Source organism: Aminiphilus sp. (assembly GCF_029975095.1).
Lineage (GTDB): Bacteria > Synergistota > Synergistia > Synergistales > Aminiphilaceae > Aminiphilus.
The window spans coordinates 1-12527 of record NZ_JARKPW010000166.1 but is presented as its reverse complement, the minus strand read 5'-3'; the positions used below and the strand labels follow the sequence as shown (position 1 = coordinate 12527).

Genomic DNA, 12527 nt, shown 5'->3' with positions numbered 1-12527 from the left:
GGGTGACGGATCCCTTCGGGTCTACGGCGGCGACGGGGCGGAGGTTCGCCGCCTGGGCGAAACAGTTCTCGGCGGTCAGCCCTACGCGGTGGCGCCCCTGCGCACCGCTTCCGGCGGCGATTCCGGCGGTGGCGGCGGGTGTGCCGTGTCCGGTACCGGCGTCGGTGCGCTCTTCCTGCTCGTGCCCCTTCTGTTGGGTGCGGCGTGGCGGCGCTGAAGATGTTCTTTCGGGTGGGAAGCGTGCTGCTTCCCACCCTCTGCCTGGTGCTCGCGCTGTCGGTTCAAGGCATCGCCGCGGGAACCGATCTTCCCGCCGTCGTGGTCACCGGTGCCCGCCCCGAGGAGGATCAGGATGTTTCCCCCGGAGCGGTGACGGTGATCCGCCCGGAGGAGACCGAGGGCGAGGGAAAGACCCTCGCGGACCTGCTCGAACAGAGCCCGGGCGTGCACGTGGTGCGCCTTCGCGGGCGGGGCGGCTACACCGTCGCCTCCGTCCGGGGAAGCACCGCCGCCCAGGTGGCGGTCTACGTGGACGGCAGACTCGTCAATTCCGCGAGCGAATCCGCGGTGGACCTCGCCTCCATCCCCGTGAGCGCCGTGGAGAGGGTCGAAATCTACCGCGGGTATGTTCCGGCCCGGTTCGGCGTGTCCGGCATGGGGGCGGTGATCTCCGTCACCACCCGAAGCCCCTCGGGCTACGAGGGGGCTGTTCTGGTGGAGGGCGGCGCCTACGGGGAATGGCGGACGACCCTGCGGTACGGCAACGAGCTGGGGGGCGGCCGCTATCTCGCCGTGGCGGGTTTCTCCGGCGCCACGGGAGATTTCTCCTACCGCAACGACAATGGTACGTACTGGAATCCCGACGACGACTACGAGGCGACGCGGCGGAACAACGCCTGGCGGGAGAAGAACTTTCTCTTCCGGTGGGAGGATGACGAGGGGTGGAATCTCCGGGCGGAGTACTTCGCCCGCTCCCAGGAGCTTCCCCGGAAGGCCTCCGGGGGCGACAAGCCGGACGACCCGCCGGGAGCGGATCTGGACACGATCCGCACGGAGTTCGCCTTCGGCCGCAGTGCGTCTCTGGGAAAGGGTGTCTGGTCGTGGAACGTCGGGTATGTCACCCAGGAGAAGGAGTTCTACGATCCCCTCGATCCCCGGACGCTTCCTCTGCCCCGGTCGACCCGGAATCGGTACGAGACGACCCAGTGGCATCTTCTGACCCAGGCGTCGCTGCCCGTGGCGCCGAACCAGACGCTGGACCTGGTGGCCCGGGCCTCCCGGGAGACCCTCGATGTGCGGGGGGACGCCCAGACCCGTTACGACCTGCGGAGCGACTACGATCAGGATGCCCTGGATCTGACGCTTGCGGATACCGTCGTCCTCGGCGGAGGAACGCTCTTCCTCGTTCCCACGGTGCGCTGGAATCGCGTGGACGGCGAGGGAAACGTCTCCTGGTCCCTGGCGGCGGAGTGGCGCATGTCCGAGGCGCTCCGCTGGAAGGCGAGCTGGGGCAAGTACCATCGGGCGCCGAACCTCTACGAGCGCTACGGTGACGGCGCGCTCATCGTTCCAAGGCCCGACCTGCGCTGGGAATCGGGGACGCAGTTCGATCTCGGGGTCCACTGGGCGGGAACGGTCGGTGCCGCCCGGGTCGCCGCGGGCGTCACCTGGTTTTCGAGCGACGTGGACGATCTCATCGAGTTCGTGATGGCCAGTCCCTACGTGGGGTACTACGACAACATCGGCAAGAGCTTCATCGAAGGCGTCGAGGTGGAGGTCACTGCATCGTGGAAACGATGGGACCTGCTCCTCTCCTACACGTATACGAACGGCGAGAACCGTTCCCCCGGCGCGCGCTGGGGCAAGCCCCTCCCGAACCGCCCCCGGCATGCCCTCTTCTCGCGCCTCTCCACGGCACTTTCGGCCGGCCTCGACGCCTTTGCCGAAGTGGAGTACGTGAGCGAGAACTGGTTCGACCAGACGGGGGATCTCGCCTACGAGGATCTCACCACGGTCGGGCTGGGCGTGAAGTGGTTCCTCCCGGGGGGCGGAACCGCCACCCTGGGCGTGCGGGATCTCTTCGACGCCTCGTCGGACCGCAAGCTGGTTCCCTCCGTCGGGGCGCCCCAGCTCGTCTGGTATCCCGACGCGGGACGGACCTGGTATCTGTCCTTCTCATGGACATTATGAGCATGCGCGTGCGCATCCGCCGAAAAGGACGGGCCGCTCCGGTGAAGTGCCCCGAAGGACGCACCGTCGCGAGACTGCTTGGAGTTGTCGCGGCGGTGCTGTTCCTCCGGTTTGCGGCGGGCTTCGGGCTTTTTCCCGCCGGGGCGGAGGAAAGAATTCCCTCCGCGGCGACGCTCTTCACGGTGGAGCGGGGGGAGGGATGGACGCTTCTCCGGAACCGCCTTCCCTGGATAGGCGGGGAGGGTGAACTCGCCTGGGTTCTCGTGGAGGACGAAAAGACGCCCCTTCCGGAAGAACTGGCCTTGCTGCCCCGGATCCGGGTTCCCGTCAGGAGGGTGCTGGCCATGACGATTCCCACCGTGAGCGCCCTGGAACTGTTGGGCGAGCTGGAGACGCTGGTGGGTGTCGGCGGAGGGCGTTTCCTTTATTCCCCCGCGGCGAAGGCGAAAAACCCCGTGGAGGTCGGACCGGAGGGCGGCATGGGCGCGGGCTCGGACTTCGAGCGGATCGTCGCCCTTCGCCCCGACGTGGTCTTTGCCTACGCCTACACCTCCCAGGAGCAGGAGAGTGCGCTCCGCCTGCGGGAACTCGGCGTTCCCGTGGTCTTTCTCTCGGAGTACCTGGAGGCGACTCCCCTCGCCCGGGCGGAGTGGATCGTCTTCCTCGCGCATTTTTTCGGCAGGGGCGCGGAGGGCGAAGCGTTCTTCCGGGATGTGGCGGCGCGCTATGAGAACGTGCGAACCATTGCCGCCACGGTGAGAGCGCGTCCCGTGGTGATGACCGGCGCTCCCTTTCGGGGGACCTGGTACATCGGAGGAGGCGAGAGCTGGCCCGCCCGGCTTATCGCCGACGCGGGCGGACGCTACCTCTGGAGCGACCTTCCCGGCTCCGTGTCCGTTCCCTTCGACGGGGAGGCGGTGTTTGCCCGCTCGGGCGAGGCGGAGTACTGGATCAACTGCGGCCAGTGGAAATCCCGGGAGGACGCGGTTCGGGACGACCCGCGGCATGCGCTGTTCCGTCCCTTCCGGGAGGGACGGCTCTACAACAACGATCTTCGCTCGAACGCCACGGGAGGAAACGACTACTACGAGAGCGCCGTGTGGCGCCCGGACCTGGTGCTCGCCGATCTGGCGGCGCTTCTGCATCCCGCGCTTTTCCCGGAGCATGCGTTCTTCTACTACCGTCTTCTTCCGGAGAGGGGAGGAACGGCTCCGTGAACGAGCGCTTCTTTTCCGGAGAGGAGCAGGAAGCGCGGGACAGGCGGGCCCGTCGGCTTCTGCTTCTCCTCGGGGTGGTGCTCCTGTTCGCCTTTGCGGCGGACGTGCTCTTCGGGTCGGTGGCACTCTCGCCGGGGCAGGTCCTCGCCTCTCTGTTCCGGGGAGGTGCGGGCATGTCGCCGGAGGATCTCATCGTGCTCCGCTTCCGCCTTCCCCGGGCGCTCACGGCCCTGTTGGCGGGGTCGGCCCTCGCCGTGGCGGGGCTTTCCATGCAGACGCTCTTCGCCAATCCGCTGGCGGGACCCTTTGTGCTCGGCGTGGACGCGGGGGCGAGCCTGGGTGTCGCGCTGGTGCTCCTCGCGGCGGACCTGGCGGGTCCCGGTCTAGGTGCACGCTTCGCCGCCCTCGGTGGCGTTGCGGCGGCGTCCTGGGCGGGCTCCCTGGCGGTGCTGCTGCTCATTCTCGTCGTGGCCTCGCGGGTGCGGAGCGGCACGGTGCTCCTCATCCTCGGCCTCATGTTCGGGCAGGCGGTGAACTCCCTGGTGACGGTGCTGCTCCATTTTTCCTCCGCGCAACGGGCGCACGGCTATCTCGCATGGAGCTTCGGCAGCTTCTCCTCCACATCCTGGCCCCAGGTGGCCACCATGGCGCTGGGCATTCTCCCCGCCCTGCTGGCGGGGTACTTTCTGACGAAGCCGCTGAACGCCCTGCTCCTCGGCGAGCGCTATGCCAGAACCCTCGGCGTTCCCGTGGAGCGGGTCCGCATGGGGCTCATCGGCGTGACGGCCTTCCTGTCCGGCAGCGTCACCGCCTTCTGCGGCCCCATCGCCTTTCTGGGCATCGCCACGCCGCACCTCTGCCGGGGACTGCTGCGCTGCGAGGATCACCGGCTGCTTTTGCCCGCCTGCATCGCCGCGGGAGGTGGAATGGCTCTCGCGGCGGACATGCTCTCCCACGCGCCGGGAAGTGCCCTGCTCCTTCCCGTGAACGCCGTCACCTCGCTGCTCGGCGCGCCCGTGGTGGTCTGGGTTGTGCTCCGACGCCGCGGAGGCACGTCATGACCGTGCCGCTCTTGGAACTGAAGGGGCTCTCCGTGGGCTACCGTCGGGGGCGGGAGGAGCGACGCGTGGCGGGGCCCTTTTCCCTCGCGCTCCGGGAGGGGCGCCTCACGGCCCTGGTGGGGAGAAACGGCATCGGCAAGAGCACGCTGCTGCGCACGCTCTGCCGTCTGCAGCCCCCGCTGGGAGGAGAAATGTTTCTCCGGGGACGGCCCCTTTTGGAGTGGCATCGCGGAGAGTTCGCCCGCCGGGTGAGCGCGGTCCTCTCCGAAAGGGAGATCGCGCCGGACATGACCGTCTTCGATCTGGTCGCGCTGGGGCGTCATCCCCATACGGACTGGAGGGGGCGTCTCCGGCGGGAGGACCGGGCCGCGGTGGAGGACGCGCTCTCCGTGCTGAGGATGTCGCACTTCCGGAACCGCAGCCTCTTCGAACTCAGCGACGGGGAGCGCCAGAGGGCCTTTACCGCCCGTGCGCTGGCCCAGGAGCCGGAGCTGCTTCTCCTGGACGAGCCCACGGCCTTTCTCGACCTGCTGCACAAGGTGGAGACGGTAACCCTTCTGCGGGACCTCTGCCGGACGCGGCGCATGACCGTTCTCGTGGCCATCCACGACATTTCCGTGGCGGTGCATTTCGCGGACCACCTCTGGCTGCTCGCCGACGAAGGCACGCTTCTCGAAGGTGCTCCGGAGGATCTGGTGCTCTCCGGTGCACTGGGACGCCTCTTCTCGTCGGAGACGCTCCGCTTCGACCCCTTTTCCGGGCGGTTTTTCCCCTTCGGAGGCGTACGCTTCCGGGCCGTTCTGGAAGTGAAGGGGGAAGGGGAGGCCAGGATCTGTGCGGAGTCCGCCCTGGAGCGGTGCGGTTTCGGCATCGCCCGGGGAGATGCACTGCGGGAGGGGACACTCGAAGTGCTTCCGGAGTCGGCCGGGAACGGCCGTTTCCTGTTGCGTCCGCAAGGCGGCAGAGAGCGCTGCGTCGCGTCCATCGCGGACCTGTCGGAGGAACTCGACCGCCTCTTTCCCCTCATTCCAGCCGGAACACCACGGGAACCCGCACCTGTCCCGTCAGGGAGGGACTGAACAGCCAGCGCCGCAGCGCGGCGGCGGCGGCCTCGTCCAGACGGGGAAATCCGCTGCTCTTCTCCACGGCCACCTCCTGCACCTTCCCCTTTGCCACGGAAAGAAGAAGAACCGCCGTCCCCTCCTCGCCGCGCTTCCGGCTTGAGGGGGGATAGGCGGGGTCCACCCGGCGCAGAACCTCCAGGGTCTGCACGTCGAGCACGCCCTCCGGGACGGCCGGAAGGGGCGGCTCTCCTGCCCCGGGTTCCGGCTTCGGGGTGCTCGTCCCCGCGGGAGCGGGAGCGACCTGCTCCTGAGGTGCGGCCCGTCCGGGCTGCGCCGGTTCCGTCGTGTCCGGAGGGTGCACGGAAGAAACCGTCCCTGTCGGTTCGGGCGATTTCGGAGGCTTGGGTGTGACGGGGGGTGCCGGAGACGGCGCAGGCGTCTTCGGTGTCTTTGTCGGTGCCGGTTTCGTCGGCGCGGGAGACGGTTTCGGAGAGGGTGCCTTCGGTGGAATCGTGGGTGCCGGAGGTGTCAGGGTCTCCGTTCTCTCGGGGCGAGGGGGGGCGGGTTCCGGCTCGGGGAGAGGCGGTGGCGTCGCGGGGAGTGCGGCACGTTCGTGCTCCGGAGGGAGTGCTTCCGCGGTGTGCGGTTCGTAGGGAACGCTCTCCTCCGGAGAGGGCTCGGAGGTTTCGGCGGAATGCGCGGGGGATACGGCGGCATCCCGGGGAAGGCGCACCATCCGCACCGTCAGCGCCTGCGGCGGAGCGGGTGTATCGAGGGACGGAAAAGGGAAGAGCAGAAGGGCTCCGTGGAGGAAGAGGCTGCCCAGGAGGGGAAGTGCGTAGCGTCTCACGGAACGCCTCGCTCGGTGAAGAGCAGCCCCACGGAGGTGACGCCGCCGCTTCGGAGGAGATCCAGCAGTTCCGCCACGGTTCCCCAGGGTGCAGCCACATCTCCGGCGATGGAGACGGGCCGGCCCGCCGCTGCGGCGGCGGCTGCAGCGGCCAGCGTCTCCTCCGGGGAGGCGGTGGCGCCGTCGTCCAGGAGAAAATATCCTTCTTTGGTGACGGTGATCACCAGGGGGCGTGTTTCGGAGACCTCGGACGCGGTGCCCCGGGGAAGCTCCACCGTCACGGCGCCCCGGTCGAAGCTGGCGGCGAGGACGAAGAAGATGATGAGCATGAAGAGGATGTCGATGAGGGGCGTCAGATCCAGTTCGGGAAAACGGGAGCGCTCCCGGAAGGATTTCATGGTTTTCCCTTCGCGACAGGACCGTTGCCCGAGGACCTCCCCAGGAGTTTTTCCCGGAGGATGAAATCCGCTCCCCGCTCGAGCATTTCCTCGGCGCGGGCAACCCGAGAGGCGAGGTAGGTGTGGGCCAGCACCATGGGCACTGCGGCGCAGAGTCCGGCAACGGTGGTGAGAAGCGCCTTCCAGATGCCTCCCGCCAGGGTTATCATGGGCGACGCGGCGGACTCGGGGAGAAGCCGGAAGATCTCCACCATGCCGAGCACGGTTCCCAGAAGCCCGAGAAGCGGCGCCAGACGCGCCGCCGTGCCGAGAAGGGCAAGCCCCTTCTCCCAGCGGAAGAGTTCCCGGCGGATCTCCTGCTCCAGCAGAAGTTTGAGCGTTTCCGCATCGATCTGCCAATGGGCGATGGCGGCGGAAAAGAGGTGGTGCAGCGAGGACTTCCCTTCCGCGACGATGCGGGACGCGGTGTCCCGGTCCCCCTCGAAGAGTGCCTTGCCGAGGCGTTCCTCAAGGAGCACGGGGTTCGTGGAAGCCCGACGGAAGAAGAGAAGGCGTTCCAGGACGACGGCGCCCGCTCCGATGGAGAGGGCAAGGATGATCCACATGACGAATCCGCCGGCACGCATGATTTCCACGACATCGACATCCCTTCCGAAGCGCCGCCCTTCCCTTCGTCCGCGTGTGCAGAGCCCCTGCGGCGTTTCCGAAAGGGCCGGTCCGCTTCCCGGTTCATTATAGACGTTCGGAGAGAGCCTTCACAAGGCGAAAGGCTCCTCGGAATCCACGATTTTTCCCGGTTTTTCCGGGAGCGCACGGGGAATGTGGCGTATACTTGAAGCGGGGCGACGGTGCCGGAGCGCCGGAAACGCGCCCACAGCACGGGGAGGTACGGACATGACCGGAAACGAAGATCTTCGGCGCTATGCGCGAAACCTGCAGTCCGAGCGGGAGGCGGCGGTGCTCTATCGGATCATGGCGGAGAGGGAAGAGCATCCCGAGCTGGCCGGGATCTACCGAAAGATGGCCGAGACGGAGGAGCGCCACGCCGACACGTGGCGCAGGAAGATCGAAGAGGCCGGCGGGACGGTTTCTCCCTTCGCGCCGGGGTGGCGCGTGCGTCTTCTCGGGTGGCTCGCGAAGGTCTGGGGGACGGGGCTCATCCTTCAGAGCGTGACCGCCATGGAGGGAGACGCGGGAAAAGAGTACGCGGGACAGCCCGATCCGGAAGTTCCCCGCATTGCCGCGGAGGAGCGTTCCCACGCAAGGATTTTTCGCTCCCTTTCGAGAGGAAGTTCCCGGGGGCTGGAGGGCAGCGCCGTCGCTCGTCTCGAGGGGCGTCACCGCTTCACGGGGGGCAACGCGCTCCGGGCGGCCGTCATGGGGGCCAACGACGGGCTCGTGTCGAACCTGAGCCTCGTCATGGGCGTCGCGGGAGCCGCCCTGGAGGGTCGGGCCATTCTGGTCACGGGCATGGCCGGTCTCTTGGCGGGGGCCATTTCCATGGCCCTCGGAGAGTGGCTTTCGGTGCAGAGCGCCCGGGAACTCTACGAGAATCAGATCCAGATCGAAAAGGAGGAACTCGAGGAGTCCCCCGAGGAGGAGATGGAGGAATTGGCGTTGATCTATCAGGCCAAGGGGCTCCCCGAATCCCAGGCCTGCGAGTTGGCCCGCTCCATTCTCGCCGATCCCGAGGGGGCCCTGGACACGCTCTCCCGGGAGGAGCTGGGCATCGACCCCCAGGAACTGGGCGGCTCCGCCTGGGAGGCGGCCCTCACATCGTTTGCGCTCTTCGCCGTGGGTGCGGCGGTGCCGGTGCTTCCCTTCCTGTTCCTGTCGGGGCATGCCGCCGTGGCGGCCAGCGGCGCCTTCTCCGCCCTCGGGCTCTTCGTCATCGGCGCGGGGATCACGCTGGTCACGGGGAAGCCTCTGCTCGCCTCGGGAGGGCGGCAGATCGTCTTCGGCCTGGGCGCCGCGGTGGTCACCTACGTCATCGGCGCTCTCATCGGCGTGAACCTCGGCGGGTGACGCGGGGATGCCTCTATGAAGCTGCGCCGCGAGGTCTTCCGGGCGGAGGAGAGGCCGACGAAGTCCCTCCTTCCGGAGCGATACTGCGTCTGCAGAAACGCCCCGGACCACGCGGGGGCCAAAAGAACGGAAGTGTCCCGAAGGTCCGTCGGCGAAAGATCCGATGGAGAACATGTTGCAGGAAGGATGAAGGGCTCATGCGACGTCTTGTCATCGAAGAAGCGTTCTGGAATCTCTTTCCCTCCTGCGTCATCGCTGTGGCGGTGGCGCGGAATTTCGACAACCGATGGCTTTCCCGGAAGGACGAGGTGCCTTCCCTGCCGGAGCGCCTGCAGGCGGCGGCGGCTCGCGCGGAGGAGCGTTTTCGCGATGTGGAACTGGCGGGGCATGCCGCCGTGGCGCCCTGGCGCGAGGCCTACAAGCGCTTCGGTGCGCCCAAGGGAAACCGATCCTCCATCGAGGCGCTGCTCCGACGGGTGAAGAACGGCAAACCTCTGCCCTCCATCAACCCTCTGGTGGATCTGTACAACATTGTCTCTCTGGACTTCGCGCTCCCCTGCGGCGGAGAGGATCTGGACGTGTCCAGCGGTGACGTCCGCCTCACCCTCGCGAGAGGCGACGAACTTTTCGTCCCTCTCGGAAGCGAGACGAACGAGCCGCCCCTGCCCGGCGAGGTGGTCTACGCGGACGACGGGGGAATTCTCTGCCGCTGCTGGAACTGGCGCGAGGCGGAGCGGACCAAGCTGACCGAGACGACCCGGAACGCGCTGCTCTGCATCGAGGGCGTGGACGACTCCTTCGCCGTTTCCGTCGCGAAGGCCATGGAGGAACTGGCCGAACAGGTACGGTGCCGTCTCGGCGGGGAGGTGCGCACCGCCCTGCTCCGCCGGGAGGCCCCGTTCTTCGATCTGGAGTAGGCGAGGACCGCGCCCCGATCCCCTATTCGTAGCGCAGCGCCTCGATGGGGTTGAGCCGCGAGGCCTTCCATGCGGGGTAGAAGCCGAAGAAGACTCCGATGGCGGCGGAAAAGCCGAAGGCGAGGGCCACCGATTCGGGGGCGATCACCGCGGGCCAGTCGGCGAAGTGGGAGATCAGAAACGCTCCCCCGGCGCCGGTGCAGATGCCCAGGATTCCCCCGGCGAGAGAGAGGAGGAGCGCCTCCGCGAGAAACTGGAGCAGAATGTCCGCTCCCCGGGCGCCCACGGCGGCGCGGATGCCGATCTCCCTCGTCCGTTCGGTGACGGAGACGAGCATGATGTTCATGATGCCGATGCCTCCCACGAGAAGCGACACCGAGGCCACGGCGGCGAGCAGAAGGGACATGATGCGCGCTCCCTCCTGGGCGGCCTCCATGATCTCCGAGAGATTCCGCACGGTGAAGTCGTTCTCCTCGCCGGGGCGTATCCGGTGCCGCCGGGCGAGCAGGTCCGTGATCTGGCTCTCCGCCGCGGCGATCTCCGCGGCGCTTTTCGCCTGAATGGTCATGTCCTGGATCTTGCCGGGAAAGCGGGCGCCGAAGAGACGCTTCATGGCGGTCGTCACGGGAACGAGCACCGTGTCGTCCTGGTCGGAGCCGGCGGCGGAGCTTCCCTTCGCCGCCAGAAGTCCCACAACGGTCATGGGGATCTTGTTCACCCGGATGATTTTGCCCAGAGGATCCTCGCCGCCGAAAAGTTCCGCCGCGACGGTGGCGCCGAGGATGCACACCTTTGCGGCGCTCCGCTGGTCCGACTCGGTGAAATTCCTTCCGCTTTCGAGCGTCCAGTTCCGGATGGAGAGCAGTGACGCCGTGGAGCCCACGGTGCTGGTGGACCAGTTGGCGTTGCCGTAGACCACCTGGGTCCGTCCCGACACGCGGGGCGCCACGTCCGCCACGGCGGGGCACTCCCGGAGGATCGCCTCGGCGTCCTCCAGCGTCAGGGTGGGAAGTGTGCCTCCGCCGCCCCGGACACCGCCGCTCCGGCTCGACCCGGGAAAGACGACGAGCAGATTGCTCCCCATGCTGGCGAATCGTTCCGTGATCCGCACCTGAGCCCCCGTTCCCACGGCGAACATGGCGATCACCGCCGCCACGCCGATGATCATGCCCAACACGGTGAGAAGGGAGCGCATCTTGTTCGTTCGCAGCGCCCGAAGGGCGGTGAGGAGAATTTCTTCCGGCGCGATCATGAGGCGAAACTCCTTTCCCTGGCCTTGGCCTCGTCGGAGACCACCAGTCCGTCCCGGATGGTGACGATGCGCTCCACGTAGCGGGCCATCTCCGGCTCGTGGGTGACCAGGATCACCGTGATGCCCGCCGTCTCGTTCAGATGCGAAAAAAGCTCCATGACTTCCTCGCTGGTCCGGGTATCCAGATTTCCCGTGGGCTCGTCCGCGAGGATGAGGGGGGCGCCGTTCACGAGGCTCCGGGCGATGGCCACCCGTTGCTGCTGCCCTCCCGAGAGCTGGTGCGGCTGATGGTGCTCCCGCCCGGAGAGGCCCACCAGTGCCAGCGCCTCCAGGGCGCGCTGCCGCCGCTCCTTTCGCGGAACGCCCGCGTAGAGGAGCGGAAGTTCCACGTTTTCCACGGCGGAAGTCCGGGCCAGGAGATTGAAGCCCTGGAAGACGAAGCCGATCCGGTCGTTCCGGATCCGGGCGAGATCGTCTCCGGCGAGGCCGCTCACATCTTTCCCGTCCAGGAGATAGCGTCCCTCCGTGGGCGTGTCGAGGCATCCCAGAATGTGCATGAGGGTGGATTTTCCCGAGCCGGAGGTTCCCATGACGGCCAGATATTCCCCTTTGCGGACGGAGAGCGTCACCCCCCGGAGGGCGTGGACCTGCACCTCCCCGAGATCGTAGGTCTTGTGGATGTTTTCGAGTTCGAGCAGTGCCATGGCTCTAGAAGAAGCGGGGCATGGGAGGCTGATCGCTCTGCCTCGTTCCCGCACTGTTCGAGGACGCGCCCGAGGAAGCGCCCGAGGAAGCGCCCGAGGTGGTTCCCGTGACGACCTGCTGTCCTTCCCGAAGGTCACCGGAGACGACGGTTTTCGACCCGTCGGAGAGCCCCGTCCTCACGGGGACGGCTTTCAGAGAAGGACGGTTTCCGGAGGTCTCCTCGAGAATCCAGAGGACCCGGCCTCCGGCCCTGTCTGCATTTTTTCCGGAACCGGAGCCGGGACCGGCTCCCTTGCCGCTTCCGGTTCCGCCGCCGGATCCCCTGTTTTTTTCAGGTGCCGTTCCGGTTCCGGTCGCTGCGGACGAAGACGAGGAATCCGCGGCACCGGCGGCGCCTTCGGGGTGGAGGAACGCCTCGGGGGGTGTGAAGCGCAGTGCCGCTGCGGGAACCGTCAGGACGTTCCGGGCCGCGGCGGTCTCGATGGAGACGTTGGCGGTCATGCCCGGCTTGAGCTTCAGGTGCGGATTGTCCACCCGAAGCACCACCGGATAGGTGACCACGTTCTCCACGGTGACTGCGAGGAAGCGGACCTGGTGGACCTTCGCGTGGAAAACCTCGTCGGGAAAGGCGTCCACCGTGAACGTGGCCTCCATGCCCTCGGCGATGGCGCCGATGTCCGCCTCGTCCACATCGGCCTGGACCTCCATCTTGGTCAGGTCCTCCGCGATGGTGAAGAGTGTCGGCGTCTGGTAGCTTGCCGCGACGGTCTGTCCCTCGCTCACGTCCTTGCCGATCACCACGCCGTCCACGGGGGAGAGAATGCGGGTGTTGTCCAGGTTGGCCTTCG

At 67.4% G+C, this 12527-nt stretch carries 14 protein-coding genes; 8 read left to right on the top strand and 6 right to left on the bottom strand.

What is annotated here, in order from left to right:
* The 5 genes from Q1K49_RS10370 to Q1K49_RS10350 all read left to right on the top strand — a co-directional run.
* Window positions 1-217, top strand: a 217-nt coding sequence (locus Q1K49_RS10370; RefSeq protein ID WP_300525783.1) for a hypothetical protein, incomplete at its 5' end; no start/stop codon positions are given.
* Between the two features lie 2 nt (window positions 218-219).
* Window positions 220-2190: a TonB-dependent receptor gene (locus tag Q1K49_RS10365; RefSeq protein WP_300525781.1), complete on the top strand. Its 1971-nt coding sequence runs from the start codon at window positions 220-222 to the stop codon at window positions 2188-2190.
* Window positions 2191-2231: 41 nt separating this feature from the next.
* Window positions 2232-3407 (top strand): ABC transporter substrate-binding protein, encoded by a 1176-nt coding sequence (locus Q1K49_RS10360; protein WP_300525779.1) that lies wholly within the window; start codon window positions 2232-2234, stop codon window positions 3405-3407.
* A complete protein-coding gene (locus tag Q1K49_RS10355; protein ID WP_300525777.1) occupies window positions 3404-4468 on the top strand; it encodes an iron ABC transporter permease in 1065 nt (354 codons plus the stop codon). The genes Q1K49_RS10360 and Q1K49_RS10355 overlap by 4 nt, the downstream gene beginning before the upstream one ends.
* Entirely contained in the window at window positions 4465-5547 is a 1083-nt protein-coding gene (locus tag Q1K49_RS10350; RefSeq protein WP_300525775.1) for an ABC transporter ATP-binding protein, read from the top strand. The genes Q1K49_RS10355 and Q1K49_RS10350 overlap by 4 nt, the downstream gene beginning before the upstream one ends.
* Here the strand turns inward: Q1K49_RS10350 and Q1K49_RS10345 are convergent.
* The gene (locus tag Q1K49_RS10345; RefSeq protein ID WP_300525773.1) at window positions 5492-5893 is read right to left on the bottom strand and encodes an energy transducer TonB; all 402 of its coding nucleotides are present in this window, start codon (window positions 5891-5893) and stop codon (window positions 5492-5494) included. The two genes, Q1K49_RS10350 and Q1K49_RS10345, sit on opposite strands and share 56 nt — an antisense overlap.
* Window positions 5894-5939: 46 nt before the next feature.
* Here Q1K49_RS10345 and Q1K49_RS10340 point away from each other — a divergent pair, with 46 nt between their 5' ends.
* Window positions 5940-6185, top strand: a complete 246-nt coding sequence (locus tag Q1K49_RS10340) for a hypothetical protein (protein WP_300525772.1) — start codon at window positions 5940-5942, stop codon at window positions 6183-6185.
* A 193-nt stretch (window positions 6186-6378) separates the two neighbouring features.
* Here Q1K49_RS10340 and Q1K49_RS10335 read toward each other — a convergent pair whose 3' ends face one another.
* Window positions 6379-6780 (bottom strand): biopolymer transporter ExbD, encoded by a 402-nt coding sequence (locus Q1K49_RS10335; protein ID WP_300525771.1) that lies wholly within the window; start codon window positions 6778-6780, stop codon window positions 6379-6381.
* Entirely contained in the window at window positions 6777-7406 is a 630-nt protein-coding gene (locus Q1K49_RS10330; RefSeq protein ID WP_300525784.1) for a MotA/TolQ/ExbB proton channel family protein, read from the bottom strand. The genes Q1K49_RS10335 and Q1K49_RS10330 overlap by 4 nt, the downstream gene beginning before the upstream one ends.
* Before the next feature lie 268 nt (window positions 7407-7674).
* Here Q1K49_RS10330 and Q1K49_RS10325 point away from each other — a divergent pair, with 268 nt between their 5' ends.
* The gene (locus Q1K49_RS10325) at window positions 7675-8805 is read left to right on the top strand and encodes a VIT1/CCC1 family protein (protein ID WP_300525769.1); all 1131 of its coding nucleotides are present in this window, start codon (window positions 7675-7677) and stop codon (window positions 8803-8805) included.
* A gap of 197 nt (window positions 8806-9002) precedes the next feature.
* Complete coding sequence (locus Q1K49_RS10320) at window positions 9003-9722, top strand: phenylalanine--tRNA ligase beta subunit-related protein (RefSeq protein ID WP_300525767.1); 720 nt, start codon at window positions 9003-9005, stop codon at window positions 9720-9722.
* A 22-nt stretch (window positions 9723-9744) separates the two neighbouring features.
* Here the strand turns inward: Q1K49_RS10320 and Q1K49_RS10315 are convergent, their stop codons facing one another.
* The 3 genes from Q1K49_RS10315 to Q1K49_RS10305 all read right to left on the bottom strand — a co-directional run.
* Window positions 9745-10974 (bottom strand): ABC transporter permease, encoded by a 1230-nt coding sequence (locus tag Q1K49_RS10315; RefSeq protein WP_300525766.1) that lies wholly within the window; start codon window positions 10972-10974, stop codon window positions 9745-9747.
* Entirely contained in the window at window positions 10971-11678 is a 708-nt protein-coding gene (locus tag Q1K49_RS10310) for an ABC transporter ATP-binding protein (protein WP_300525764.1), read from the bottom strand. Before Q1K49_RS10310 ends, Q1K49_RS10315 begins: the two co-directional genes overlap by 4 nt.
* 4 nt (window positions 11679-11682) lie before the next feature.
* Window positions 11683-12527, bottom strand: an 845-nt coding sequence (locus Q1K49_RS10305; RefSeq protein ID WP_300525762.1) for an efflux RND transporter periplasmic adaptor subunit, incomplete at its 5' end; no start/stop codon positions are given.